Below are 25,946 nucleotides of genomic sequence, written 5' to 3'. Positions count from 1 at the left end.
GGCCCGCTAACGAGCCGCTAACGAGCGGACGGAACCGCCGCCCTCAGCCGTCGAGGTAGTGCTCGTGGACCCATCCGATCGACGCGACGAGCTGGACCAGCCCCTTGCCGCCGTCCTCCACGTCGAGCGCGTCCTCCTTGAGGGCCTTCCAGACATCGTCGGCGTCCATGTCGGGGGCGAGGGCCAGCAGCAGCGCGGCCTGGCCGCTGATGAACGGTGCGGCCATCGACGTCCCGCTCCAGCTCGCCCACCCGCCGCCCGGGACGGGAGCGACGATGTGTTCACCCGGGGCGGAGATGTCCACCCAGCCCCCGCGGCTGGAGAACCCGGCGAGGACGGTGCCGTCCGTTGCAAGCGCCGCGGTCGCGATGACCTCGTCGAACTCCGCCGGGTAGTGCTTCTCGTCGGTGCCGCTGTTGCCGGCCGCGGCGACGATCACGACCTCCTGGTCCTCGGCGTCCTTGACGGCACGCTCGAGGACCTTGGACTTCTCCCCCGCACCGAAGCTGATGTTGATGATGTCCACCCCCTGCTCGAGGGCCATCCAGATCGCCTCGGCGGCGAGGAAGCTGCTGCCCATGCCCTCGGCGTCGAGGACGCGGAAGGGCACGACGGTGACATCCGGAGCGGTGAGGTCGACGATGGCGGTGATGTGGGTGCCGTGTCCGTGCGCCTCGTCGACCGTCCCGTCACCGTCGTCGTCCACGCCGTTGGCGACCTCGTTGGTGTCCGGGTCGTCGTCGACGAGGTCCCAGCCCCCGTCCAGGGTGACGAAGGGGACGGCGCTCGGGTCGACGCCGGTGTCCAGCACCGCAACCCGAACGCCCGCGCCGTGGGTCTGCTCGTGCGCCGTGGCGAGGTCGAGCAGTCCGACGGCCGGCTGGCTGCGGAAGTCCTCCTCGGTGCTGGGCACGGCGCGTGCCTCGCCGTCGTTCCACCCGCTCATGCGTCCGCCGGCCTCGGGGATCGATCCGGTGATGTCCTCCTCGGCGTAGGCCACGCCGCGCTGGCCCTTGATCTTGTCGGCGGCCTTGTGGGCGTCGTGGTCGGACCTGAACCGCCAGACGTTGCGGGACGCGAGTACCGGCTCGACGACGGTGGTGCCGCTGGCCGCGGCGATGGCGGCGGGGTCGACCCCTGCCGCGAGGCGGGCGACGATGTCACCGGGCTCACCGGCGCTGGCGCCCGTGGCCAGCAGGGGCACCAGCAGGATCGTGGTCAGGCCGGCCGAAAGCAGCTTCGCGATTCTCATCGGTGCATCACCTCGAACGCCGCCCAGCTGACCGGATGGGCTCCGGTTGCCGCTGCGGTTCGTTGTGCTCGTTGGAGTGCCGCGGCCAGGGAGGAGCCCGAGCGCGCGGCGTCGTAGGCGTCAGCCAGCAGGGAGCCGGTCCGGTCGTCGGGAACGTCCCACTTGGCGACCACGACCGCGCGTGCGCCAGCGCCCAGCAGCGCCCGGGCCATGCCGGCTCGCTCGCCACCCAGGGCGGCCGAGCGTCCGACGGCGCAGGCGCTGAGGACGACCGTGGTGTCGGCCCAGGGGAGGGCGGCCAGCTCGGCTGCGGATGTCCAGCCGTCCGCCAGCTGGACGTCGGAGGCGAACGGGGCGTCGGTGCGGAACCGGCCGTGGCAGGCCAGGTGGACGTGCCGTCCCGGTCGCAGGCCCGCGGACAGGGCGTCGGTGGACGCGGCAGCGCCCACCAGCACCTCGGCGCCGGGCAGCCGGTCGGCCAGGGCTCGCACCTCCTCGACGGTGCCCGGCAGCGCGTCGGGGGTCGGGGCCAGCAGCAGGGGTGCCTCGTCGCGCTGGAGCGAGGTGTCGAAGTGGGTGGTCAGTCCGGTGGCCGGGGTGACGGAGATCTGGTGGTCGGCGATCAGCGGCCTGGCCCGGCCGCCGAGCGCGGCGAACGGCACGTGGCTGGTGGACCCGTCGGGCGACAGGACCAGCGGTGCCCCCTCGGGGATGTCCAGCGGATCGATGATCCAGGAGCGGAGGAGGGTCAGCAGGTGGTCGGCGGTGTCGGCCAGACGTTCGGCGAAGCGCGCGACGACGGGCCCGCCCCCACGCAGGCGAACCCACTGGGCCTCGACCTGCCCGACGACGAGCTCGATGCGGTCCAGCGGCCCCAGCTCGTGGACGGTGGTGCGGTCTCCGGTGGTCACGAAGGCCCGGAGCTGACCGCGGTGGGCCTGCCACGAGACCACGACCGCCCTCGACGGCGCGTCGGCGGGCGGCGTGTGTGCCCTGGCGTGGTCGTCCACGGCGGTGCTGCTGCGCAGCTGTCGTTCGAGCACCCATGCCTTGCGGTGCGACAGGGCCTCGGCGGCCTCCCTCGTCCGGTCGGCGGCGAGCAGCGCGACCACGAGGTCGTTCATCGCGTCGGCGCTGTCGTCGAGGAACCGCAGCCGGGCCAGGTGGTCGGTCAGGTCGAGGCTGTCGGTCCGCAGGTCGGTAACTGCCTCGTCGAGGTCGGCGATCGCCGCGGCCGGGTACCCCTCGGCGAGCCGGACGAGCCCGCGCGCATGGGCGACGCGGCGCTGCAGGTCGGGGCGAGGGGCCATCGACAGGGCATCCTCGGCGCCCTCGAGGTGGGCCCGGGCGTCGTCGAGCCTGCCCGCGTCCAGCGCCGGGGCCACGCCGTGCAGGTGCACGTGCGCCGTCTGGACGGGCCATGTCCCGTTGCCCAGCACCCCGAGGGCCTCGTGGACGGCGGCGGACCGGTCGGCGCCGGCAGCCAGGCCCGACTCGAGGATGGCCATCGCGTGCAGAGGCTGGTCGTCACACGCGTCGGCGAGGTCCGCCGCAGTCGCCAGCACCCCGAGGCCGTCCTGATCGCGGCTTCGTCGCAGGAGCACGCGCCCCAGTCCCAGCAGCGCAGCGGCACGGTCGTGCGGGAGGGCGAGTCGCTCGAAGTCCCGGACGGCCGCACGCAGTGCCTGCTCGGCCTCCTGCAGCTGGCCGAGCAGCAGGTGCGCCTGTCCGATGTCCAGCGTCGTCCGGGCAACCTCCCCGTCCATTCCGAGGTCGTGGAAGCGTCGGCTGGCGGTTCGGAGGACCCGCAGCGCCCGTTCGAAGCGGCCGAGCTGCAGGTGCGCGGTCGCCCCGTCGCGGCGGCTCTGGGTGGCGGCGACCTTCTCGCCGCTGGCCGCGAACCGTGCGGCGGCCCGGCGGAACCGCCGCAGGGCCTCCTCGGGGCGGCCGAGCGCCAGGAGCTCGCAGCCAGCGTTGTGCAGCAGCGGCGGCGCCTCGTCGTCCATGTCGAGCGCGCGATACCCCGAGAGCGCCCGCTCGTAGGCATCGAGGGCCTCCCGATGGCGACCGAGCAGGCCGAGCGTGACGCCGAGGTTCTTCACCACGGTCGGCAGCAGCCAGCGATCGTCGTCGTCGAGCCCGAGCCGCGCGAGCCGGACCTCGACCGTGGTCCCGAGCTCCAGGGCGTCGCCGTGGCGGCCGAGCTCGTTGAGCACGTGCATCCTGCCGAGCTGGACTCGAGTGGCCATGAGCGGGTCGCCGAGGCGCAGGAACGCACGCTCGGCCTCGCCGATCAGGGCCAGCGCTTCGGCGTTGCGGCCCTCCTGGGACCTCGCCTGCGCTGCGACGTAGGCCAGCGGGCCGATCTCGCCGTGGTCCCCGGCGGTCCGGGCGGCCTCGAGCGAGGCCATGGCCTGCCGTGCAGCCGACTGGGGGTCGGTGGCGATCAGCTGGCGCAGGGCCTCGATCACGGGTCGACCACCAGGTCGACCCGCATGGTCGCCCCCGCGAGGAAGACCATGACCTGGTAGGTGCCGGGGTGCACGACGCCGAAGGAGAACTGGCCGAACGGGTCCAGGTCGGCCTCGGCGACCAGCTCGCTGCCGTCGCGCAGCTCGACGAGCTCCACGGGGTCGCCCTCGGCGGTCAGCACCTGTCCGCTGACGCTCACCCGGTCACCGGCACGTGCGAAGTCGATCGCCGTGTCGGCGACGTCGCTGGTGTGGATGCACGACCACCGATCGGCGAGCCCGACCGCGCGGACCTCCACCGCATCGCGACGGCTGTCGAACAGCAGCTCGCCGAGGTGCACCCGGTGGTGTCGGCGGAACTCCGCGAGCAGGCGTTCGCGCAGCTCGGCTGGTGGGGACTCCAGCCGAGCCGTCCGTGCCTGTTCCTGGAAGGACTGCAGCCAGCGCAGGCGCGCACGGACGTCCTCCGATTCGCGGGCGAGGCCCCGGCGGACCTCCTCGGCCCGGGCCGGGCTCATGCGGCCCTCGAGGAAGTCCATGATCCGCGACGTGGAGGGTTCGGGGTTCATGCGTGTTCGTCCAGGTCGATCATGGCGGTGCGGAGCTTGTCGAGGCAGCGGCCGCGCGTGGGGCCGATGGAGCCGATGGGTCGGCCCAGTCGGTGGGCGACCTCCTCGTAGGTCGGCTGGCCGGGATCCAGGTACAACGACACGAGCAGGTCACGACACGGTGCGGCGAGGGCGAGCACGGCCTCGACGACCCACGTCCGGTCGGTCCACGTGTCCATCCAGTCGTGCCACGGATCCACGTCGGGGTCGGGGTCGACGGTGTCCACCGACAGCCTGGCGGGGTTGCGGCGAGCGATCGTCCGCCACGTCGTCCGCCTGGCGACGGTGGCCAGCCAGCTCCCGAGGGCGCTGGGGTCACTGACCCAGTCGATGTTGCGCAGCAGCTCGGTGAAGACGGACTGCGCGATGTCGGCCGCCTCGTCACGTGACAACCCGTAGCCCAGCGGGACGGAGAAGACCAGCCGCTCGTAGCGGTCGAGGAGGTCGATCCACGCCATGTCGTCGCCGCGCGCGCACCTGACGAGCAGGTCGCCGTCGTCGGCGTGATGGCGCTGTCTGACCTCGGACATGACGTGACTTCCGCTGGATCGTGGCGATCGAGGCACAGCGTGGCCCGACGCCCCCCGCAGGGTAAAGAAAACTTCGCTCCGTATGTATTTCGACACACCCCCCGCGCCACTCCTCCTTCGTACGACCGGTTTCTCCGGACGACGACCGCGACCGGCGCGAACGGCCGCGGGGAACACCCGCATGACTCGTTCTAACGGGGGACGAGCCAAGCGGGTGTTCCGCGTGGGCTTGGCGGTGTTCCGCGTGGGCCTGGCGGGTGTCCTGCGTGGGGGGTTCTCGGGTGATCCCGGGTGTGCTGCTCTACCGTGGCGCTGATGCGCGCAGCCTTCGTGACGGCCGTCATGGCCCTGACCGTGACCGCCTGTGCGTCGACCGGAGCCGTTCCCACGACCGCGGCCGCCGTTGACGACGCGGGGGCGCGCACGCGGGCCGAGGTGCTGTCCCGCTACACCGACGACGCCGGGATCGTGGCGCTGCGCACACCCGACGTGATCGGCATGTCGGCCGTGCGAGCCGATGCCGCCCTGGGCGAGGCAGGGCTCGACATGCGGCTGGTGCCGCTGGACCGGACCCAGCCGGTCACCCGCCAGTTCCCGGGCCCGGGTGACCCACCGCCGCCCAGCGGCACGGTCGAGGTGTGGCTGGGCGAGCCGCCGGAGACCACCGCGACACCGACACCGACCGCCACCCCGTCGGCCACGCCCGACCCGACGGCCAGCCCGTCACCGACGGCCACCCCAGCACCCACGGTCGACGTGACGACCCGCTACGTCCTGCCGCCGCACACCCCCGGCCGGCTGCGCATCAACCCCAGGAACCTGCCGGCCCTGCCGGCAGGCACCGAGCTGACCGGGCTGGCCAGCTGGTACGGCCCGGGTTTCCACGGGCTGACCACCGCGTGCGGGGGCATCTACGACCAGAACGGCCCGACTCTGGCGACCCGTGAGCTCCGCTGCGGCACCGTCGTGCGGATCACCGGTCCCACGGGCCTGACGGTGGAGGCAACCGTCACCGACTGGGGACCCGCGGAGTGGGCCGGCCGCCGCTTCGACCTGTCCGCGGCGGTGTTCAACGCCATCGCCCCCCTGGGCGCCGGAGTCATCCCCGTACGGGTCGTCACCGTCAACGTCCCCGGATGACGGCGTGACCATCGGCCGCGAGACGTTCCGACCGCTGCTGTGGCTGTCGGCCGCGCTGGCCGTGCACCTGCTGCTGACGGTGGCGATCCCCGACCTGCGCATCGCCGTCACGAGCGGGTCGGTCCGGCTGGCGCTGGAGGTCGTGATGGTCTCGGTGATGGCCGGCGCCGCGATGCTCATGGCGCTGCTGGAACGATCCGGCCTGCCGACCGGACGCGACGCGTTCGTCGCGGCCCTCGTCGTGCAGTGCCTGGCGACCATCGTGTTCGGCATCGCCCCGTCGTTGCTGGACCGGCCCCCCGACCTGATCGGCAGCTACTACCCGTGGCTGGTCGGCCGGTACATCGCGGGCCTGCTCCTGACCGCCGCAGCCCTGCGGGCACGACCCGGCAGGGTTGCCCCGGCGGTGCTGGTGGCCGTCGTGTCGGTCCTGGTCGTGGAGATCGCGATCAGCCTGTCCGACCCGTTCGTGCCGCTGGAGGTCGCCAGCGACGGGACCGTCACCCCGCAGCCCCTGCACTACCTGCTGGAGATCGTGCCGGCCGGGCTGTTCGCCTGGGGGGCCCTGGCGGCGAGCGACCACGCCGCCACGACCGGTGACCCGCTCGACCGCTGGTTCTCCCTCGCCCTCGTCGTCGGTGCCTTCGCCCAGGTCCACGACGCGCTGTTCCCCGCGGCGCTCGGGCCGGTGGTCACGTCCACGGACGTGCTCAGCCTCGGGTTGTCGGCCCTGCTGCTGGTCGGCGTCGGCCTTCAGGTCCGCAACCTCCTGCAGCAGCGGGACCGCGCAGTCGGCCTGCTCCGCGAGGACCTGCGCTCCAGCGGACGAGTGCTGCAGGAGGTGCGTGCCGCACGGGAACGCGAGGCCGCCTTCGTGTCGGTGATCACCCACGAGCTGACCTCGCCCGTCGCCGCGATCAACGCCCAGGCCCACGTGCTGGAGGCGAAGGCCCCGGCGTCGTTGCACGATCCCGTGATGGCCGTCCGGGACGAAGCAGCCCGGCTCGCGGTGCTGGTACGCAGGATGGAGGAGCTGCGACGCCTCGACGACGCGGAGTTCAGCGTGCAGCAGCGGCCCGTGGCCATCGTGCCCCTGCTGGACGAGGCGGCGTCGTTCGCCCGCAGCATGCCCGAGGCGCTGCACGCCGTCGTCGACGCGGCGCCCGCGAGGGTCCTGGCCGACCCGGTCCGCCTGGGGCAGGTGCTGCGCAACGTCGTGGCCAACGCCGCACGCCACGCCCCAGCGGGATCCCTGCTGCACATCAGCGGACGGCGTGACGGAGGGCGGTACGTCATCGTCGTGACCGACGCCGGGCCGGGGCTGGCGGGCGTCGATCCCGAGCAGCTGTTCCAGCCGTGGGTCCGCGGGGCGGACGCCACGACGAGCGAGGGCACCGGGCTCGGGCTGTACCTGTCCCGCCGCATCATGACCGCCCACGACGGATCGATCGCCTTCGAGGACCCCGACCAGCCGGGCGCCCGTGTCCGCATCGAGCTGGTGGTCCAGTGACGCTCCGCATCGTCCTCGTGGAGGACCACACCAGCCTGCGGCAGGCCCTCGCCGCCGTCATCGGCATGCAGGAGGACCTGGTCGTGGCCGCGGAGATCGCCGAGGCCGACGACCCGCTGGTCGACGCCCTGCCACCCGCCGACGTGGTGGTGGTCGACCTCGACCTGCCCGGCGGCGACGGCATCGACGTGATCGCCCGGGTGCGCGCGCGGGTCAACGAACCCACGGGCCAGCCCCCGGCGTGTGTCGTCCTGACCGGCCTGACCGACGACCGCGAGCTGGGACGAGCCATCGAGGCCGGCGCATCGGCCGTGCTGCACAAGTCCACGCCGATGCCCGAGGTGCTGGATGTGATCCGGCGGGTCGGACACGGCGAGACCGTGCTGTCGGCGGCGGACACCTCCCGTCGGCTGCAGGCCCTCGCGAAGGACCGCGAACAGCGGTGGGAGGGTCGGTTGCTCGCCGAACGGCTGACCCCCCGGGAGCTGGAGATCCTGCAGCTGCTGGTCCACGGACTGGGCAACGAGGCCATCGCCGCGGAGCTGGTCCTCTCCCCCGCCACCGTGCAGACCCACGTTCGCAACCTCATGGGCCGCCTCGACGCGGGGTCCCGCCTGGAGGCCGTTGCGCTGGGGCTGCGCCTCGGACTGGTCGATCCACCCCCCGGCCCCGACGGCAGGTAGGGGAAGTTACCGGAGTGAGGGTAGGCCGGAACTGCGCCCCCTCGCGACCATCGTGGAGTGCGACGGATCACCCCCTCCTCGACCCCTGCAGCGGTCCGCGCCAGCCGTGCCGGCTGGGGCGCCGCGGCCAGCGCCCTGCTGGTCCTTCCCTGCCTGTTCCTGCTGCGCGAGGGCACCGATGCCGCCATCGTCGTGATGCTGCTGGCCCTGATCGCCACCTTCGTGCTGCTCAGCCGTCACCTGTGCCTGGGCGAGCTGGCCAGCGTCGGTGCGGTCCCCGTGGGCCACAGCGCCCGTGACCTCCCGCTGCTGCCCGTCCGGGCGACCGCACGCGAGGTCCTGCGGCGGCTCGCCCCCGTCGACGCGACCACCGCGCTGGTGCTGGCCGACGACGGCTGGCGGCTGGTCGCCACCGAACGTGTCGTCCGGCGCGCCCTGGCGACCACCGGCGAGGTCGACGTGGCCGCCATGGCCACCCGCGTGGCCGCCGTGGCGCCCGACGTGCCGATCGACCGGCTGCCGCGACCGATCCTGGCCGGTGAGACCTGGGTCGTGCTCGGCAGCGAGCCACCGCGGGCCCTGACCCGCGAGGACCTGTTCTCTGCGTCCCTCCGCCGACCGGGCGACCTCGACATCGAGCAGCCGGGAGAGATCCGCGCATGACCATCGGCCTCGACCTGGCCGTCGACGGCCTCGCGAGGGTGATGCTGGGGCTGATCGTCGTCGTCGGCATCCCCGTGCTCGCCCACACCCGGGCATCGGTCCCCGCCCTGCACCGTCGCCGTGTGCAGGGCCTGCTCGTGGTGTTCGCGGCGGCGATGGCGATCCTCGTGACTGCCGACGACCTGCTGCTGCTGTACCTCGCGTGGGAGGTCACCAGCGTCGTGTCCTTCCTGCTGATCGGCACGACGCACACCGCCGCGTACGCGCGCGAGGCGGCCCGCCGGGCCCTGTTCGTGACGGGTGCCGGCGGCCTGGCCCTGCTGGTGGCGATCCTGGTCCTGGTCCAGCACACCGGCGAGCAGACCCTGTCCGGCGTCCTCGCGGCGGGCGTGGCCGGCACCGAGGCCACGGTTGTCGGCGCGCTGGTCCTGCTCGCCGTCGCGACGAAGTCCGCCCAGTGGCCGCTGCATCGGTGGCTGCCCGGCGCCATGGCCGCCCCGGCCCCGGTCAGCGCATTCCTCCACTCCGCGACCATGGTCAAGGCCGGCGTGTACCTGGCCCTGCGCATGGCACCGCTGCTGGCCGGTGTGGCCCTGTGGGACACCGCGATCGTCGTGGTGTCGGCGGCCAGCCTGCTGCTCGGTGGCTGGCGAGCCCTCCGCGCCCAGGACCTGAAGGCGTTGTTCGCCTGGTCGACCATCAGCCAGCTCGGCATGCTCGTGCTGGTCGTCAGCGCACCGGTCCCCAAGGCGCTGCTCGGCGGCACCGGGCTCGTCGTCGCCCACGCGCTGGCCAAGTCCGCCCTGTTCCTGTCGGTCGGCACGATCGACGCCGCCACGGGGACCCGACGACTGGACGCCCTGGTCGGCCTCGGTCGGCGCTGGCCCGTCGTCGGGGTCACCGTCACGGTGGCGGTTGCATCCCTGGCCGGGATGGCCCCGACCTACGGCTTCGTCGCGAAGGAAGCGGCCCTCGCCGGGCTGCTGTCCGGTGATCCGGTCCGGGCATGGGTGCTGGTCGCCGGCTCCGCCCTGAGCGCCGCATACGCTTGGCGCGTGGCCGTGATGCTCTGGTCACGACCCACCACGACCGTGGCCATCGACCGGGTGTCGACGGGCATGGTTGCGGGTCCCGTCGCGCTGGTCGCCCTGGTGGCCCTCCTCGGCACCATCTGGCCGCTGGGTGATGCGGTCGCCAACGCCGCCGCGGTGGCGGTGTCGTCGGCCGCCGGCGATGCCCACCTGGTCCTGTGGCCCGGGTTCGTGCCCGCCCTCGGCCTGTCCGTGGCCTCCCTGCTGGCGGGTGTGGCCCTCGCGACCGTCGTCGGACGCCTGGACGACCGGGAGGTTGCCCCCGGCACCACCCCGCCGGTCGACGTCGTCGGTGCGTTGCTGGAGCTGCCCGCCCGCCTCGGCCGCGGGCTGGAGGTCGTGCTCCGCCCCACGGCCAGCGACCGGACGGTCGGGATCCTGCTGCTCGCCGCCGGCCTCGCCACGCTGGCCCCCACCCTCACCGACACCGCCGCCCTGCCCGGGATCGAGCTCGGTGAGGACCCGGCCGTCTGGGCGGCGATGCTGGCCGTGCTGGCCGGTGCGGTCGTGGCCGTGGTGACCCCGCAACGCTTCTCCGCAGTGCTCTCCGTCGGGGTCGTCGGGTTCGCCATGGTCGGCTGGTTCGTCCGCATCGGTGCCCCCGACCTGGCCCTGACCCAGGCCCTCGTCGAGACCGTCGTCGTCCTGGCCTTCCTCCTGGCGTTGCGACGTGCCCCGGCCACGCCCAGCCGACGCGATCGCGGGCGCACCGTCGGGTTGACCCTGCGCGGGGCGGTCGCCGTGGCCTCCGGCCTCGGCGCCGCAGCCCTGTCCCTGGCCGTCAGCAGCGGCCAGCGGATCAGCGACGTCGGTCAGCGCGTCGCCGACCGGGCCGTGCCCGACGGCGGTGGCCGCAACATCGTCAACGTCGTCCTGACCGACGTGCGCGCCCTCGACACCCTCGGCGAGATCACCGTCGTCGGCGTCGCCGCGCTGGGCGTCCTGCGGTTGCTGACCCCCGACCGACTCCTGACCCCCGACCGTTCCCTGGAGGTGCGCTGAGATGCGTTCCGACGATCCGGTCCTGCGCTGGGCCATCGACACCGTCATCCCCCTGGTCCTGCTGTTCGCCCTGCACCTGCTGCTGGTCGGTCACGACGAGCCGGGTGGCGGGTTCGTCGCAGCCCTCGTCGTCGCGGGGGCGCTCGCCGTGGACGCGATCGCCCACGAGACCGACCCCCGTCGTGCCCTGCGCCGGTGGCTGCCCCCCAGCGAGATGCTGGTCGCGATCGGCCTGCTGCTCGTCGCCGCGGTGGCGTTGTGGCCGGCCCTGACCAGCGCGCCGCTGCTGACGGCCAGCGGCATCACCGTGCCGCTGGGGTGGCTGGGCAAGGCCAAGCTGACCACCGTGCTCGTCTTCGACGTCGGCGTCTTCCTCGTCGTCGTCGGGTTCGCCGCGGCGGTCCTGGACCGCGTTCGGGAGGTTGCGCGATGACGCTGCCGCTGCTGCTCGCCATCGCGGTCACCGTGGGCCTGGGGGCCTGGCTGGTGATGGACCGCGACCTGTTCCGCATCGCGCTGGGCACCGTGCTGCTCGGACACGGGGCCGTGCTCGTGCTGCTGTCGCCGCGCCTGCCCGGATCCGCACCGCTGATCGGCACGGACGGCGTCGTCGCCGCTGACGTCGCCGATCCCCTGCCGCAGGCGTTCGCGCTGACCGCGATCGTCATCTCCTTCGCGGTCGTCACGCTCGTGCTGGCGCTCGCCCACCAGATGTTCGACACCCCGACCGGCGGACCGGGGTCACCCTCCGACGACACCGCCGGTCCCGAGGAGCGTTCGTGACCATCGTTGCCCTTCCGATCGTCTGGCCGCTGCTGCTGGCCGGGCTCGCACTTGCCGTCGGCCGTCGCCGGCGGGCGGCCCGCACGGTCGGCCTCCTCGGGTCCCTCGGGATGACGGTGGCCAGCGTCGCGCTGCTCGCGCTGGTCGCCTCGGACGGTCCGCAGGTCGTCGACGTCGGCGGCTGGGGGCTGCCCGTCGGCATCACCCTCGTCGCCGACCTCCTCGCCTGCCTGATCCTGGTCGTCTCGGCCCTCGTCGTCCTGGCCACCCACGTGCACGCGATGGTGGCCTCGGAGGTCGAGCAGCGCTGGCCGCACTACCACACCGCCCACCTCGTGCTCGCCGCCGGGGTGGCGCTCAGCCTGCTCACCGGTGACCTGTTCACCCTGTTCGTGGGCTTCGAGGTCTCGCTCGTCGCCAGCTACGTGCTGCTGATGGGGCCGGCGTCCGGGGCGACCCTGCGTGCCGCCCGGCCCTACGTCATCGCCAACGTGGTGGTCAGCACCCTGTTCCTGATCGCGGTCGCGGCCACGTACGCCACGGCCGGAACGGTCAACCTGACCCTCCTGGCGGAGGTGTGGCCGGGGCTGGGTGCCTCGGGGGACGCCATCGGCCTGCTGCTGCTGACGGTCTTCGCGACCAAGGCGGCGGCGTTCCCGTTCCTCGGCTGGCTGCCCGACGCCTACGCCCGGGCGTCGGTGCCGGTGGCTGCCCTCCTCGCCGGCCTGCTGACCAAGCTCGGGGTCTACGCGATGGTCCGCGGCGAGTCGTTGCTCGGCCTCGTGCCCGAGGGGCTGGGCTGGCTGCTGCCCGTCCTGGCCGGCACGACCATGTTCGCGGGTGTCGTCGGTGCGCTGGCGCAGACCGACATCCGGCGCATCCTCGGCTTCCACATCACCAGCCAGATCGGCTACATGCTGTTCGGGCTGGCCCTCTCGACCGCCGCGGGACTTGCGGCCACCGTCTTCTACGTCGTCCACCACATCCTGGTGAAGTCCGCGCTGTTCCTCGTGGCCGGCACCGTCGAGCAGCGGATCGGGAGCGGACGGCTGGAGCGGACCGGCGGGCTGATGACGTCGACGCCGCTGCTCGCGGCGGCCTTCGCCGTGCCGGCCCTCAGCCTGGCCGGCATCCCTCCCCTGTCGGGCTTCACCGCCAAGGTGGCGGTGCTCCGTGCGGGCCTGGACGCCGACGCGGTGGTGCTGGTCGCCGTCGGCACCGTGGTGTCGCTCCTGACGATCCTGTCCATGGCCAAGGTGTGGGCAGGGGCGTTCTGGGGCGAGGAGCCCGACCCCGCGCCCGCGGCCCCGACGACCCGATGGTCACCACGGGCCGTGGCCGGAACGGGTGTGCTGGTGGCGGGCACCCTGGTGGTCTCGCTCGCCGCCGGGCCCGTGCTGGAGCTGTCGACGCGCGCCGCCGACCAGCTCGTCGACCCGACCGCGACGACGGAGGGCGGATGACCATGATGGACCCCGAACACCGCACCGGCGCCACCTCGGTCGTCGGGCTCCTCGCCCAGGTCGCCGTCCTGGTGGCCTTCTGGGTCGTCCTGTGGGGGTCGGTGACCCCCGGGACCGTGGTCTCCGGCATCGTCCTCGGCGCGCTGCTGCTGCGCGGCGGCGCCGCCCATCCGGTCCCGGTCCGCCCCGTGCGCATCCTCGTCCTGGCCTGGACCCTGGCGGTCGAGGTCGGCGTGGCCAACGTCGCCATGGCCCGGGCGGTGTTCCGCGGGCCGGACCGGTCGGTCGAACGCCGCATGCGGGTGTCGTTGCGGACCGTCGGGGCTGGCCTCGACGCCGCGATCGCCCTTGCGGTCACGTTGACGCCCGGGACGATCGCAGTCGGGCTGGAACGCCGTCCGGGCCGGCCGACGGTGCTCCGCCTGCACGTCCTCGACGGGACCGTGGAGGACACGGCTGCCTCGGTGCACCGGATCGAACGCCGCCTGCAGGAAGCGTTCGGCGTGGACGACGGACGGGTGCAGCCGCTGCCGCCGGGAACCGAACCCGCCGGCGAGGAGTACGACGACTCGCCCGAGGAGGCGTTGACATGAGCACGATCGTGATCGGCATGCTGGCCCTGGCCGCGGTGCTGTCGGCCCTTCGCGTCCTGCGCGACGGCGACGTCGCCGACCGTGTCATCGGGCTGGACATGCTCCTGCTCGTGGTCGTGGCCCTGGTGGCCGTCGATGCGGCTGGTCGCCAGTCCGGCGAGCACCTCGAGCTGCCGATGGTGGTGGGGCTGCTCGGCTTCCTGTCCACGGTGACCGTGGCGGCGTACCTTCGCGGTGGTGGCTCGTGATCGCCGGGATCGGCTGGGCCGTCATGCTCGTCGGGGCGCTGTGGATGCTGCTGGCCGCGATCGGCATCCATCGGATGGGATCGACGTTGTCGCGCCTGCTCGTCGCCGGCAAGGCGGCGACGATGGGCATCGGCGCGGTCCTGGTCGGGGCGGCGGTGGTGCTGCAGGACCCCGCCGGGTCGGGGCTGCTCGTGCTGTCCGCGCTGGTGCTCGTGGTGACCACACCCGCCGGGGCACACGCGCTGGCCAGGTCGGTGCGCGGTGTCAGCCCGGTGGCGCTGTCCGACGACGACGAGCCGGCGCCGGCGGCCGATCGGTCCGGGTGAGTTGGAAAGGCCGCTGCCGGTGTGATCACCGGGAGCGGCCGTGTACCCCCCTCAACGACCGTCTGCCCCCGACGTGACGGTCCAGTCCCGTCAGTCGGCCAGCAGCTCGCGGGTGCGGGCGACGTCGGCGTGCATCTGCTCGACCAGCGCGTCGACGCTGTCGAACCTGACCTCGTCGCGCAGGCGATGGGTGAACTGCACCCCCGCCTCGATGCCGTACAGGTCGCCGTCGAAGTCCAGCAGGTACGCCTCGACCCGCAGGCTCGTGACCCCGCTGAACGTGGGGTTGGTGCCGACGCTGATGGCGCAGGGCTGCCAGGTCCCGTCGGGCAGCCCGAATCGCCCGGCGTACACGCCGTTGGACGGCACCGCGGCACGCGGGTCGACCTGCATGTTGGCGGTCGGGAACCCCAGCTGGCGACCGCGCTGGTCGCCGCGCACCACGATGCCCTCCAGCACGTAGGGCCGGCCCAGCCACCGACCGGCCTGGACGACGTCGCCGCGTTCGATGGCGCCGCGGATCTCCGTCGACGACACGACGACCTCGTCCATCTCCAGGAGCGTCACCGCCTCGGAGGTGAAGTCGAACGCCGGGCCGAGGTCGGCCAGCGTGGTCACGTCCCCCGCCGCCTTGTGGCCGAACCGGAAGTTCGCGCCGACGACGACGTGGGTGGCCTGCAGCGGGCCGGCGAGGACGTGGTCGACGAAGTCGACCGGGGACAGGTGGCGCAGCGAGTCGTCGAACGGCAGCGCCACGACGAGGTCGACGTCCTGGGCGGCGAGCGCCGCCAGGCGCTGCTCCAACGTCATCAGCAGCGGCGGCCGGGCGCCGGGGTTGACGACCTCCATCGGGTGGCGGTCGAAGGTGACGACCACCGCCCGGGCGTCGCGTTCCGAGGCGATCTTGAGGGTGCGGGCGATCAGCGACTGGTGGCCCCTGTGGACACCGTCGAAGAAGCCGATGGCCACCACGGACGGCGCTGCCTCGACGTCCTCGAGTCCGATTGCGATCGTTGCGTCCATCAGCGGGAAGGTCCTGCCAGTCGGGGTACTGCGTGCACGGGCCGGTCCGGCCAGGCGCTCAATTGAACACCACCTCGGGGCGGGCGAGCCGACCGCGATCGCGCATCACGGCGATCAGCGCGCCGGAGGGATCGAGGATCGAGACCGGGCCGTCGTGGCCGGTCGCCGGGATGCCGCGACCGTTGCTGACCAGGGCGGCCTGCTCCTCGTCCAGCGCGACCGCCGGGTAGTCCGCCATCGCGTCGGCCATGGACATGACGGCGTCGCCGAACGTGCCCTCCTCGGCCATCGCCTGCAGCGTGTCCAGCGACGTGGCGTCCTCGATGGAGAACCGGCCCGATCCCAGCCGGCGGAGTCCGGTCAGGTGCGCACCGACGCCCAGGCGATCGCCGACGTCGGCGGCAAGCGTGCGCACGTAGGTGCCGGCGGTGCAGGTCACCAGGAAGGACGTGCTCGGCTGCTCGCCCGGCTCGAAGTCGGCCATGACGATGTCGTGGATGGTGACGGGTCGGGACTTGCGCTCGACCTCCTCACCGCGGCGGGCCTTCTCGTACAAGCGCTCGCCGTCGACCTTGACGGCCGAGACCATCGGCGGGATCTGCTCGATGTCACCGACGAAGGCGTGCAGCGCTTCGCAGACCATCTCCTCGGTGATGTGGGAGGCGTCGGTGCGGCTGGTCTCCACCCCGTCGTTGTCCAGGGTGTCGGTGGTGCGGCCGAGGCGCATGCGGGCGTCGTAGGTCTTCTGGGAGGCCTGCAGGTACGGGACGAGCTTGGTTGCCCGGCCGATGCAGACCACGAGGACTCCCGAGGCATCGGGATCCAGCGTGCCGGCGTGCCCGACCTTGGGGCCCTTGCGCTTGCCCCGCCGTCCGGGCCTGGATCCGACGATGCGACGCACCCTGGCGACGACGTCGTGGCTGGTCACGCCAAGGGGTTTGTCGACCACCAGGACACCCTCGACGTCGGGCGCCAGCGGTCCGGTGTCGGCCGCCCGCCTCGTGTCGGAAGGGCCCGTGTCGGAAGGGCCCGTGTCGGAGGGACTCGTGCCTGGGGACGTGGCCGTCATCGGGATCCTGCTCCAGCGTGGGTGTGCAGCTCGGCGCGCACGCGGTCGGCGATGTCCGACGGGTCGCCGTCGGCGGTGAACCCGGCGGCCAGGTGGTGCCCGCCGCCGCCGAGCCGCTGTGCGATCGCCGCGACATCGGTGCTGCCGCGGGACCGCAGGGACGAGCGCCAGCGGCCGCTCTCGGTCTCGCGCATCAGCAGGGCGACGTCGACGGTGTCGACCCGGCGCAGCAGCTCGATGAGCCCGTCGGTCTCGTGCGGGTCGGCGCCGCTGAGGTCCAGGTCCTCGCGGGTCGTCCACGACCAGACCAGCTCGGGGGTGACCTGCGCCCGACCGGTGGTCCGGGCCACCAGGCCCAGGTAGCCGGGTGACGCCGACTCGTACACCGCGCGGGTGACGCCGACCTGGTCTGCCCCTGCCTCCAGCAGCCTCGCGGCCACGCGGTGGTCCGCTGGGCTGGTGGCGGAGAAGGAGAACCGGCCGGTGTCGGTCAGCAGCGCCAGGTACAGCGCGTCGGCCATCGCCGGGGTCAGCTCGACCCCCAGCGCATCGATCAGCCGGAGGACCAGGACGCCGGTGCAGCTGGCGCTGTCGTCGACGATCCGGATGTCACCGAACCCGTCACCGACCGCGTGGTGGTCGATGACGACGACGGTCGCGGCGGCGTCGACCAGGGGCTGGAGGGTGCCCAGGCGGGTGGCGGCAGCGGTGTCGCAGCAGACCAGCACGTCGGGGCGGGGTGGCAGGTCCTCCGGGGCCCGGACCCGTCCGCGCAGGGGCAGGAAGGACAACGCCGGCTCGAGCGGGGCCGGCAGGGTCTCGGCGTCGCGACCGCCCCACGAGGGGTGCACGTCGACACCGAGGGCGTCGAGGGCCGCGGAGGTGGCCAGCAACGACCCGAGGGCATCGCCGTCGGGGTCGATGTGACCGACCACCACGACGGTCCGGGCGCCGCGGAGCAGCTCGGCCGCGGCCCCGATCGCCTGCTCGACGTCCAGCGGTCCCTCAGCGGTCATCGTTGTCCAGGTCGGCCAGGATCTGGTCGATCTTGCGGCCCTGGTCGGCGACCTCGTCGATGGCGAACACCAGCTCGGGGGTGTGGCGGACCGTCAGGACGCTGCCCAGGTCCCGTCGGAGCAGGCCGGTGGCGGAGTCCAGGCCCTGCTGGGCACGCTGCCGTTCCTCGGGCGTGTCGGGCAGCACCGTGTAGTAGATGGTCGCCCGGTCGTTGTCACGCGACATGCGGACGTCGGTGACCGTGACGAAGCCGATGCGTGGGTCCTTCAGCTTGGGGATCAGCTGGCCCACGATCTCCTTCACCCGCTCGCCGAGCCGTCTTGCCTTCTCCGGATTGCTCATGAGGGGTCTCCCACGGGGTCGAACGAGCCGCTGAAGCCGTGTTCCTCGGTGGCCACGACATCCACGTGGATGTCGAGGAGCTCCACCTCGACGGCCCTGGCGATGATGCGCTCGACGTCCTGGACGACACCGCGGCCCACGGTCTCGTTGCCGCAGGCGATGGCCACACCGAGGGTGCAGCGCTGCCAGAGATCCTGATGGCCGATCTCCGCCACCGAGACCCGCAGGTCGTCACGAAGACGTGCCTGCAGGCGCCGGATGACGCCACGCTTGTCCTTCAGGCTTCGCGCGGCGGGGATGTGGAGGTCGATCTCGACCAGGACGGCGAGCATGCGGGCCAGCCTACCGATCGAGATTCCTGCCACAGGGGGAGGTGTGGACAGCGTCCGATCGGTAGAGGTCCCCGATGGCACTGCTGCTCGCTGACGTCGCGGTCGCGCGCGGGCGCGACTGGACGGTGCTGCACGGAGACCCCGCCCCCGGCAGCCCCACCACGATCCAGCACGTCGCCGAGGCGCTCGGCGGTGCCGCAACCGCCACCGACGACGTCGCGGCGGCCACCGCCGACGTGGCGCTGGAGGCCGGCACCAGCGAGTGGTCGGGGCCCTCCGCCGACGGGTTCCTCGCCGTGTTCGGCGAGCTGCCTGCGGTCGTCCTCCACGGCAGCGGCAGGGCGGCATCGGCCGGGTCGGCGCTGTCGGCGTGGGCCGACGCCCTGACCATCCTCCAGGCCCGAGCCGGGGCCCTGCTCGACCTGGCGGAGGCCGCCGACCACAGGCAACGCGAGGCCGAGGCGGCGCGGCCGGCGGCACAGCGAGCCCGCACGGCGGCGCTGGAGGGGCTGCGGTGGGTGCAGCGGGATCCCGAGGCCACCGACGAGGCACGGTCTGCTGCATGGCGCCAGTACGACCGCACCGACCTGGTGGTGGGGCGGCTCGACCGGTCGATCGCCGAGGCCGAGGGTGCCCTGGCCCGTCTGCGCGCGCGGGCGCGGGGCCTGGCCAGCGAGCACGCCGACGCCGCACGGGGAACGGCGATCCGCGTCGACGCCCGCCTCGTGGACCCGACCGGGCGCCCGTCGTTCGGCAGGGCAGCGACGGGCGGCGGACTGCTGGACGGGTCGGCCGGGATCGTGCTGGACGCCGACGGTGACGGCACGGTCGGCCCCGACGAGCTGGCTGCGGCGCTGGCCTTCGTGCTGGGCGACAACGGGATGGCCCAGCTCGACCTGGTTACGGCGATGACGTTGCTCGGCCGGTTGCTGATGGACGCCGCGGCCGATCCTGCCGCCAGCGCGGCCTTGGTCGGGGCGTTGCGCCTCCAGGGACTGGACGGGGCGCTCGCCGACGCGCTCGCGGTGGGGAACCCGGTGATCGGGACGGGCGTTGTCGGACCACTGACCCCGCTGCAGGCCGCGTTGCGGTCCACCCTGGTCGAGCCGTTGCTGGCGCTGGTCACGAGCGCGAACGACCCCGCCTCGTGGCGGTGGCTGACCCACCTGCTCGCCGGCCTCGACGCCGATGCGTGGGACCCGGCGCTCGGGCTGGCGCCGCTCGATGGCATCGCCGTGGACGCGTGGACCCTCTACCAGGACCTGTTCGCCGCCGACCCCGACCGCTACCTGTGGTCCGGCATGGCCACGCTGGCCGGCGGGACCTTCTACGCGGCGTTCCAGGACCTCCACGTGCTGCGGGTCGGCCTGGAGTCGGACGAGATCCCCGTCGAGGAGGCCGTGGAGATCCTCACCCGACACCTGGGTCCGTTGGGATCGCAGCTGGCGGGCGAGCTGGCCGAGGCCGGCGCCGACGCCATGGCCCGGGAGCTGAGGTACGTCGAGACGACGTTCCTGGACATGCAGAAGCAGATCTTCGACGACCTCGCGTGGCAGCACGTCGCCCATCGGGTCGGGGGCATGGAGGTCATCCAGCAGCTGGCCGACGACGGGATGATCCTGCCCCTGCAGCTCGACGCGTGGCACGACATCGACAGCGGCGTGCCCGACCGGGTCGAGGCCGGCAACGCCAGCCTGCTGCGCCACGAGCAGTCCACCATCATCGGCGACGACTACGACGCCATCAGGGACCACAGCCCGATCACCTGGGCGACGACGATGGGCATGTCGGTGCTGGCCTCCTCCCCCGTGCCCGGCGGGCGGCCGTTCCGCGAGGTCGTGCCCGTCGAGGTCGGGCTGTACGTCGACACCCCCGACCGCGTCACGATCTACCCCGACCGGGTCGGACCGTTCGACCTGCCGTTCGGCGCGGTGTCGATCGACACCCCGGACCGAGTCGGCGCCAGCGTCGACCTGCCGCTGAACAACGTGTCGATCTTCGAGCACCGCTGGGAATGGATCGAGACCGACATGCTCCCCGCGTGGATCGACCACGTGCACGCCGGCACCGCCGGGCCGCTGGTCGCCGTGCCCATCCCGGAGCAGGCAGCCCCCCAGCGGCTCGTGCCCGACGTCGGGCCCCTCCGCTACGATCCCGCCGAGTGAGGACGAAGCAACGGGCCGTCGTGGCCGCCCTGTCGATGCTGCTGCTCGGTGTGGCCTGCACCACCACGTCGGGAGGAGGAACCGCGCTGGACACCTGGGACCTGACCGACGGCCACGCGCCAGCCGACGTCGGCTGGGACGGCGACCTGACGGCGATGGAGGCCGAACCCGGCGAGGTCAGGCTGCCCGGGGGGGTCGTGCTGACCGGGATCGACCGGGCCAACGCCACCCGCGAGGGCGACCGGCTGACCGCCCTGACCGTCACCTTCCCGCACGAGTCCGTCGACGAGGTCGTCGCGCGGGCCACCACCCTGGCCGAACCGCTGGACCTCGACATCGAGGCGATCCGTGCCTGGGCCGTGGCCAACCGTGCCGGACAGGACACCTCCCCCGGCGGGGCCACGGCCACGACACCCAGCACGAGGCTGGACGACGCCACGACGCTGGCGTTGTCGACCCGGGCGTTCCCCGATGGTGACGCCCTGCTGCGCGTCGAGGTCTTCTGGGCGTCCTGATCCCCGCCGCCCCGGCCGTGCGCCCCGCCCGGGGTCAGCGGATCGGCGGGAACGGCGGCGTCGGTGGTGCCACGGGCGTTGACCGTCGAATGATCCTCCGACGGGCCGTGGCGTCGGGACGATCCGCAAGTGGTTCCCGGTCGGGGTCCACCGACCACAGCACGACTGCCGCCGCCACACCGCACGACAGGCCGAGCGCGCCGACCCACCGCACGCCGGCCAGGTCGGCGACGAGCCCGCCGAGCACACCACCGACGGGGGCGGCCACCAGGGCCAGCAGCTTCATCGAGGCGCTCACCCGACCCAGCAGCGGTGCGGCCACGCGCTGCTGTCGGACGACCCGGCTGGTGATGTTCCAGACGATGCCCGCCGCACCGAGGACGCCCAGCGACACGACGGCCACGCCGGTGGTGCTGACCAGGCCCATCAGCCCGTACGCGCCACCGAGGACCAGCGGGCTCAGCTGCAGCACCCGCCGGACCCCGATCGCGCGGACGATCCGGTCGGCCACGCTGCTGCCGACCAGGCCACCCACCGCTGCGGCCAGGAGCACGAGGCCGTAGGCGGACCGGGGCAGTCCCAACGGGCCGATGACGAAGAGGACCGCCACGGCGAAGAAGGCCGTGTTCCCGGCGTTCATCACCATCGACGCGGTCCCCATGCGCAGCAGCAGCGGATCACGACGCAGCGCAGCGAACCCCTCCGCCACCTCGGTCCCGGCCGGTCGCCTGGGCGCGCGGTCCACGACGGGCAGGCGAAGCGGACGCACGATCGCGGCCGCGACCCCGTAGAGCACCGCGGGCACGGCCATGCCGGCGCCCATCGACCCTGCGGCGATCCACCCGCCGATCGGTGCACCGAGTCCGTCGTTCATGGCCAGCTGGGTGCCGACGAGCCTCGAGTGCGCCGTGGCGAGGGCTGTGCGGGGAACCAGGGCCGGGACCGCGACCTCGGCGGTCGTGTCCGCCACCATCTCCGTGGAGCCGGCCAGGAGTGCGGCGACGTAGACGGCGCCGAGGCGCCAGTCCCCCAGCACCACCGCCGCCACGACCGCCCCGAGCCCGAGGCCACGCAGCACGTTGGACCAGACGAGCAGGCTGCGGTGGTCGTGGCGGTCAACGAGGACCCCGGACGGCAGCGTCGCCGCGGCGACCGCAGTCATGAAGGCCACCTGCACGCCCGCGACGAGGGACGGCGACGTCGTCACGGTCGTCGCCATGACCGGGAGGCCCGCCACGAGGATGCCGTCGGCGAGGTTGCCCGAACCCGTGGACAGCCAGAGCCGGCCGAACCCCGTGCGTTGACGCCTGCCCATGGCCCACCCTCCCCTATCATCGACCGCAGAGGGTTCTCTGCGGTTCGGCAACCGTAGGACCGCAGAGACCTCTTTGCAAACAATTCTCTGCAAACATCTGTTTGCAGTTCACGATCCCCCGAACGAGTTCCGTCATGACCTCCGGCTCCCCACCCCCACCCCCGCCTCGACATCAGGCCGACCGCGCCACCGAACGCGGCCGTCCGCTCACCCCGGAGATGCTCAAGGCGATGGCCCACCCGCTTCGCCTCCAGCTCCTCGAGCTGCTGGAGACGCACGGTGCGGCCACGGCCAGCAGCCTGGGCCGCGAGGTGGACGAGTCGAGCGGCACCACCAGCTACCACCTCCGGCGGCTGGCCGACGTGGGCCTGATCGAGGAGGCCACCGACATCGGCACCGCCCGCGACCGCTACTGGCGTAGCACGCCGGGGGGCTGGTCGCTGGAGCGCGAGCTGATGGACGCCCCCGGGACGAGGAGCGAGGCTCGCATGGTCGTCGAGGAGCTGAGCCGCTCGCGACACCAGCGCCTGATGACCTGGCAGCGCGACCAGGAACGGTGGCCAGCGGCGTGGCGAGACGCCACGATGATCGCCAACTCCCGGCTCAACCTGACGCTGGAGCAGACGGCCGCGCTGACCACACGGCTGCTGGAGGTGGTCGAGGAGTTCCGCGCGCAGCAACACGACATCGGCACAGCCGGCACCGTGCGGGTCATGGTCCTCAACGACGTGTTCCCGACCGGCCCGCCCCCGGACGGCATCTCCGACGACCCCGGGGAATGAGGAACGCCACCCGGCATGGCCGGGTGGCGTCGAGCTGCTGGAGGCGCTGCGCTAGTCGCGCGCGACCTCTCGCTCCTCGTAGACCTCGAACTCGTCCCCGACCTTGATGTCCTGGAACTTGTCGAGGCCGATACCGCACTCGAAGCCCTCACGGACCTCGGCGACGTCGTCCTTGAAGCGACGGAGCGAACCGATGGTGTCATCGGCGACGACCACGCTGTCACGGATGACGCGCACGTTGGCGTTGCGCTTGATCGTGCCCTCGGTGACGTAGGACCCGAAGACGAACCCGGCGCGCGGGACCTTGAAGACCTCGCGAACCTCGGCGCGACCGACGGTGAACTCCTCGAAGGTCGGTGCCAGCAGGCCCTTGACGGCCGCCTCGATGTCCTCGATCGCCTTGTAGATGATCGAGTACTGCCGCAGGTCGACGCCGGTCTCCTCGATCGTCTGCCGGGCGTTGGCCTCGGGACGAACGTTGAAGGCGATGATGATCGCGTCGGAGGCGTCGGCCAGCACGACGTCGTCGTTGGTGACCGCACCGACGCCCTTGCGGACGATGCGGGTGCGAACGCCCTCGAGGTCGAGCTTGTCCATCTCGGCGGCGACCGCCTCGACGGTACCGGAGACGTCACCCTTGACGACCAGGTTCAGGTTGGTCAGCTGACCCTCCTTCACCGCGTCGCCGAGACCCTCCAGGGTCAGGCGGGGACGGTTGGCCAGCTCTTCCTTGCGGGCACGGGCGGCGCGGTCGCCAGCGATGTCACGGGCGGTGCGCTCGTCGTCGACCACGCGGAACTCGTCGCCCGCGTCGGGGACGTCGGACCAGCCGAGGACCATGACGGGCTTGGACGGCTCGGCCTCGGTCACGCGCTCGCCGACGTCGTCGAACATCGCGCGGACCTTGCAGGAGGCCACGCCGGCCACCATGTTGTCGCCGACCCGCAGCGTGCCGTTCTGGACCAGCACCGTGGCCACCGCACCGCGTCCGCGGTCCAGGTGCGCCTCGATGACGGTGCCGCGGGCATCGCGGTTGGGGTTGGCCTTGGTCTCCTCGACGTCGGCCTGCAGGAGGATGAGGTCCAGCAGCTCGTCGAGGTTCTCGCCGGTCTTGGCCGAGACGTTGACCATGGTGGTGTCGCCGCCGAACTCCTCGGCGATGAGCTCGTACTCGGTCAGCTGGGTGCGGACCTTGACGGGGTCGGCGTTCTCCTTGTCGATCTTGTTGACCGCCACCATCAGCGGCACGTCGGCCGCCTTGATGTGGTCGATCGCCTCGACCGTCTGCGGCTTCACGCCGTCGTCGGCGGCCACCACGAGGATGGCGACGTCGGTGACGGACGCACCACGTGCACGCATGGCCGTGAAGGCCTCGTGACCCGGGGTGTCGATGAAGGTGATCTTCCGACCGTCGCGGGTGACCTGGTAGGCACCGATGTGCTGGGTGATGCCGCCCGCTTCGCCCGACACGACGTCGGCGTTGCGGATGGAGTCCAGCAGCAGGGTCTTTCCGTGGTCGACGTGACCCATGACGGTGACGACCGGCGGGCGGTCGATCAGGTCGGCGGGGTCGTCCTCGACCTCGTCGTAGTCGGCGAACAGCAGGTCGTCGGCGTCGACGAAGTTGATCTCCGCGTCCATCTCCGCTGCGACCAGCTCGATGAGGTCGTTGGACATGGACTGGGTCACCGTGACCATCTCGCCCATGCGGAACAGCACGGCCACGATGTCGACGGCGTTGACGCCGATCGCCTTGGCGAACTCGTTGACGGTCACGCCGGGGACGACATCCACGGGGCCCTCGACGGCGGCCTTGACGGCCTCCTTCTGACGGCGACCGCGGCGCGGACGGTTGTTCTGCTCGAACTGCTCCTGCGGCGACAGGTCACCGCGGCGCTTCTTGCCCTTCTTGCCGCGACCGGGACCGGCAGGCGCACCTGCGGGACGACCGGGACCGGCGGGGCCACCGCCGGGACGGCCGGGGCCACCGGGACGGCCGGGGCCACCCGCGGGACGGCTCGGCCCACCCTTGGGGGCGGCCTTGAGGGGCGGCGGGATGGACCGCTTGCCCGATCCCTCCTGGGGCAGCTTGGTCTCGACCTTGCGCACGGGCTCGACGGCCTTGCCGCGGAGCATGCGCTCGGGGATCGTCGGCTGGCCCGGACGGGGCGGACCCGACGTCGCAACACCGGGCGTGCCCATGGGGGGCTGGCCGGGCTGCTGGGGGGCACGCGGGCCGCCGTCCTGCGGGCCACGGGCGGCCGGCTGGGCCGGTCGCGCGGGCTGCTGGGGCGGCTGCTGCTGCTTGGGCTTCTCGCCGGGCCGGTACACGACACCCTGCCGGGCGATCGCCGCGGCACGGCTGGGGTCCAGCGGCGTGTTGCCAGCCGGGCGGGCCTGGTCGCCAGCGGGGGCACCGGGCGTCGCCTGGGCGGCCGCGGGCTGCTGGGCCGGCGGGCTGGCCGGACGCGCAGGCGGGGCACCACCGGGACGTGCCGGCGGCGGTGTGGCTGCCGGACGCGGGGGCGGGCCCCCGGGGCGCGCGGTCTCGCCAGCGGGTGCCGAGGGCGCGGCCGGCGTCGGCTGGCCGCCGACGCTGGTGCTGCCGGAGTCGGCCGGCCGGAACGGCTGGGCGGGAGGACGCATGCGAGCCGCGGGCGGTGCCGCCGACTCGCCGGCTTCCTCGGCCTGCGCAGCCTTGCGCAGGTGAGGGGGAAGGATGCGGCTTGCGGTCCGCTCCTTCGGCTTCGCCTCCGTCATGGCCCGTTCGTACTCCTCGGCCTCACGGCGCTGCCGTTCCTTCTCTGCGGCTTCACGCTCTGCCGCGGCCTTGCCCAGGCTCTCGCGGAAGCGCAGCGCATCACCCTCCGATACGGAGGACGAATGCGACTTCGCCTCGATTCCGAGCTCGCTGACACGATCCAGGACCTCCTTGTTGGACAGACCTGTCTCCTTGGCGAGTTCGTAGATGCGGACCTTGCTCAGTGCAACCACTCCTGTGGATGGATCGCGCCGCTGTCAGC

At 72.8% G+C, this 25,946-nt stretch carries 25 protein-coding genes; 14 read left to right on the top strand and 11 right to left on the bottom strand.

Features of this window, described 5'->3' with window-relative positions:
- Positions 1-43: 43 nt before the first annotated feature.
- The 4 genes from CUC05_RS03375 to CUC05_RS03360 are packed head-to-tail and all read right to left on the bottom strand — an operon-like array spanning position 44 to position 4,861.
- On the bottom strand, positions 44-1,252 hold the full coding sequence (locus CUC05_RS03375; RefSeq protein ID WP_108664672.1) for a S8 family peptidase: 1,209 nt from the start codon (positions 1,250-1,252) through the stop codon (positions 44-46).
- Positions 1,249-3,723, bottom strand: a complete 2,475-nt coding sequence (locus tag CUC05_RS03370; protein WP_108664671.1) for a CHAT domain-containing protein — start codon at positions 3,721-3,723, stop codon at positions 1,249-1,251. The genes CUC05_RS03375 and CUC05_RS03370 overlap by 4 nt, the downstream gene beginning before the upstream one ends.
- The gene (locus CUC05_RS03365) at positions 3,720-4,292 is read right to left on the bottom strand and encodes a carboxypeptidase-like regulatory domain-containing protein (protein WP_108664670.1); all 573 of its coding nucleotides are present in this window, start codon (positions 4,290-4,292) and stop codon (positions 3,720-3,722) included. The genes CUC05_RS03370 and CUC05_RS03365 overlap by 4 nt, the downstream gene beginning before the upstream one ends.
- Entirely contained in the window at positions 4,289-4,861 is a 573-nt protein-coding gene (locus tag CUC05_RS03360) for an RNA polymerase sigma factor (protein WP_157965161.1), read from the bottom strand. Before CUC05_RS03360 ends, CUC05_RS03365 begins: the two co-directional genes overlap by 4 nt.
- 315 nt (positions 4,862-5,176) lie before the next feature.
- Between CUC05_RS03360 and CUC05_RS24435 the strand changes: the two genes are divergently transcribed.
- From CUC05_RS24435 to CUC05_RS03300, 11 genes are read left to right on the top strand one after another with little or no spacing between them, the layout of a single operon-like run.
- On the top strand, positions 5,177-6,001 hold the full coding sequence (locus CUC05_RS24435) for a septal ring lytic transglycosylase RlpA family protein (protein WP_157965160.1): 825 nt from the start codon (positions 5,177-5,179) through the stop codon (positions 5,999-6,001).
- A 4-nt stretch (positions 6,002-6,005) separates the two neighbouring features.
- Positions 6,006-7,511: a sensor histidine kinase gene (locus CUC05_RS03345; RefSeq protein WP_108664666.1), complete on the top strand. Its 1,506-nt coding sequence runs from the start codon at positions 6,006-6,008 to the stop codon at positions 7,509-7,511.
- The gene (locus CUC05_RS03340) at positions 7,508-8,194 is read left to right on the top strand and encodes a LuxR C-terminal-related transcriptional regulator (protein WP_170127905.1); all 687 of its coding nucleotides are present in this window, start codon (positions 7,508-7,510) and stop codon (positions 8,192-8,194) included. Before CUC05_RS03345 ends, CUC05_RS03340 begins: the two co-directional genes overlap by 4 nt.
- A 57-nt stretch (positions 8,195-8,251) precedes the next feature.
- A complete protein-coding gene (locus tag CUC05_RS24430; RefSeq protein ID WP_157965159.1) occupies positions 8,252-8,857 on the top strand; it encodes a hypothetical protein in 606 nt (201 codons plus the stop codon).
- A complete protein-coding gene (gene mbhE / locus CUC05_RS03330; protein ID WP_108664664.1) occupies positions 8,854-10,950 on the top strand; it encodes a hydrogen gas-evolving membrane-bound hydrogenase subunit E in 2,097 nt (698 codons plus the stop codon). Before CUC05_RS24430 ends, mbhE begins: the two co-directional genes overlap by 4 nt.
- A gap of 1 nt (position 10,951) precedes the next feature.
- Positions 10,952-11,383, top strand: coding sequence for an MnhB domain-containing protein (locus tag CUC05_RS03325; RefSeq protein ID WP_108664663.1), 432 nt, complete (start codon positions 10,952-10,954; stop codon positions 11,381-11,383).
- Positions 11,380-11,733: a sodium:proton antiporter gene (locus CUC05_RS03320; protein ID WP_108664662.1), complete on the top strand. Its 354-nt coding sequence runs from the start codon at positions 11,380-11,382 to the stop codon at positions 11,731-11,733. Before CUC05_RS03325 ends, CUC05_RS03320 begins: the two co-directional genes overlap by 4 nt.
- Entirely contained in the window at positions 11,730-13,196 is a 1,467-nt protein-coding gene (locus tag CUC05_RS03315) for a proton-conducting transporter transmembrane domain-containing protein (RefSeq protein WP_108664661.1), read from the top strand. The genes CUC05_RS03320 and CUC05_RS03315 overlap by 4 nt, the downstream gene beginning before the upstream one ends.
- Entirely contained in the window at positions 13,193-13,789 is a 597-nt protein-coding gene (locus tag CUC05_RS03310; protein WP_108664660.1) for a Na+/H+ antiporter subunit E, read from the top strand. Before CUC05_RS03315 ends, CUC05_RS03310 begins: the two co-directional genes overlap by 4 nt.
- Positions 13,786-14,037, top strand: coding sequence for a monovalent cation/H+ antiporter complex subunit F (locus CUC05_RS03305; protein WP_108664659.1), 252 nt, complete (start codon positions 13,786-13,788; stop codon positions 14,035-14,037). Before CUC05_RS03310 ends, CUC05_RS03305 begins: the two co-directional genes overlap by 4 nt.
- Positions 14,034-14,363 carry a cation:proton antiporter gene (locus CUC05_RS03300; RefSeq protein WP_108664658.1) on the top strand — a complete coding sequence of 110 codons (330 nt, stop codon included), beginning with the start codon at positions 14,034-14,036 and terminating at the stop codon, positions 14,361-14,363. The genes CUC05_RS03305 and CUC05_RS03300 overlap by 4 nt, the downstream gene beginning before the upstream one ends.
- Positions 14,364-14,453: 90 nt before the next feature.
- Here the strand turns inward: CUC05_RS03300 and CUC05_RS03295 are convergent, their stop codons facing one another.
- From CUC05_RS03295 to CUC05_RS24230, 5 genes are read right to left on the bottom strand one after another with little or no spacing between them, the layout of a single operon-like run.
- Complete coding sequence (locus CUC05_RS03295) at positions 14,454-15,386, bottom strand: bifunctional riboflavin kinase/FAD synthetase (RefSeq protein WP_108664657.1); 933 nt, start codon at positions 15,384-15,386, stop codon at positions 14,454-14,456.
- A 58-nt stretch (positions 15,387-15,444) separates the two neighbouring features.
- On the bottom strand, positions 15,445-16,455 hold the full coding sequence (gene truB, locus CUC05_RS03290) for a tRNA pseudouridine(55) synthase TruB (RefSeq protein WP_108664656.1): 1,011 nt from the start codon (positions 16,453-16,455) through the stop codon (positions 15,445-15,447).
- Complete coding sequence (locus CUC05_RS03285; protein ID WP_108664655.1) at positions 16,452-17,471, bottom strand: DHH family phosphoesterase; 1,020 nt, start codon at positions 17,469-17,471, stop codon at positions 16,452-16,454. The genes truB and CUC05_RS03285 overlap by 4 nt, the downstream gene beginning before the upstream one ends.
- On the bottom strand, positions 17,461-17,814 hold the full coding sequence (gene rbfA, locus CUC05_RS03280) for a 30S ribosome-binding factor RbfA (RefSeq protein WP_108664654.1): 354 nt from the start codon (positions 17,812-17,814) through the stop codon (positions 17,461-17,463). Before rbfA ends, CUC05_RS03285 begins: the two co-directional genes overlap by 11 nt.
- A complete protein-coding gene (locus CUC05_RS24230) occupies positions 17,811-18,146 on the bottom strand; it encodes a DUF503 domain-containing protein (RefSeq protein ID WP_114476294.1) in 336 nt (111 codons plus the stop codon). The genes rbfA and CUC05_RS24230 overlap by 4 nt, the downstream gene beginning before the upstream one ends.
- 74 nt (positions 18,147-18,220) lie before the next feature.
- On the opposite strand from CUC05_RS24230, the gene CUC05_RS24225 reads away from it, so the two are divergent.
- A complete protein-coding gene (locus tag CUC05_RS24225; protein ID WP_114476293.1) occupies positions 18,221-20,311 on the top strand; it encodes a hypothetical protein in 2,091 nt (696 codons plus the stop codon).
- Positions 20,308-20,826, top strand: coding sequence for a hypothetical protein (locus tag CUC05_RS03270; protein WP_108664653.1), 519 nt, complete (start codon positions 20,308-20,310; stop codon positions 20,824-20,826). The genes CUC05_RS24225 and CUC05_RS03270 overlap by 4 nt, the downstream gene beginning before the upstream one ends.
- 34 nt (positions 20,827-20,860) lie before the next feature.
- On the opposite strand, the gene CUC05_RS03265 is transcribed toward CUC05_RS03270, so the two are convergent.
- Positions 20,861-22,141, bottom strand: a complete 1,281-nt coding sequence (locus CUC05_RS03265) for an MFS transporter (RefSeq protein WP_108664652.1) — start codon at positions 22,139-22,141, stop codon at positions 20,861-20,863.
- A 134-nt stretch (positions 22,142-22,275) separates the two neighbouring features.
- Between CUC05_RS03265 and CUC05_RS03260 the strand changes: the two genes are divergently transcribed.
- Positions 22,276-22,923, top strand: coding sequence for a winged helix-turn-helix domain-containing protein (locus CUC05_RS03260; protein ID WP_108664651.1), 648 nt, complete (start codon positions 22,276-22,278; stop codon positions 22,921-22,923).
- Between the two features lie 51 nt (positions 22,924-22,974).
- Here the strand turns inward: CUC05_RS03260 and infB are convergent, their stop codons facing one another.
- A complete protein-coding gene (infB, locus tag CUC05_RS03255) occupies positions 22,975-25,917 on the bottom strand; it encodes a translation initiation factor IF-2 (protein ID WP_205712105.1) in 2,943 nt (980 codons plus the stop codon).
- Between the last annotated feature and the right edge of the window lie 29 nt (positions 25,918-25,946).

The sequence above is a fragment of the Euzebya rosea genome, assembly GCF_003073135.1.
GTDB classification, from domain to species: Bacteria; Actinomycetota; Nitriliruptoria; order Euzebyales; family Euzebyaceae; genus Euzebya; species Euzebya rosea.
This window is presented reverse-complemented; position numbering and strand designations above follow the sequence as displayed.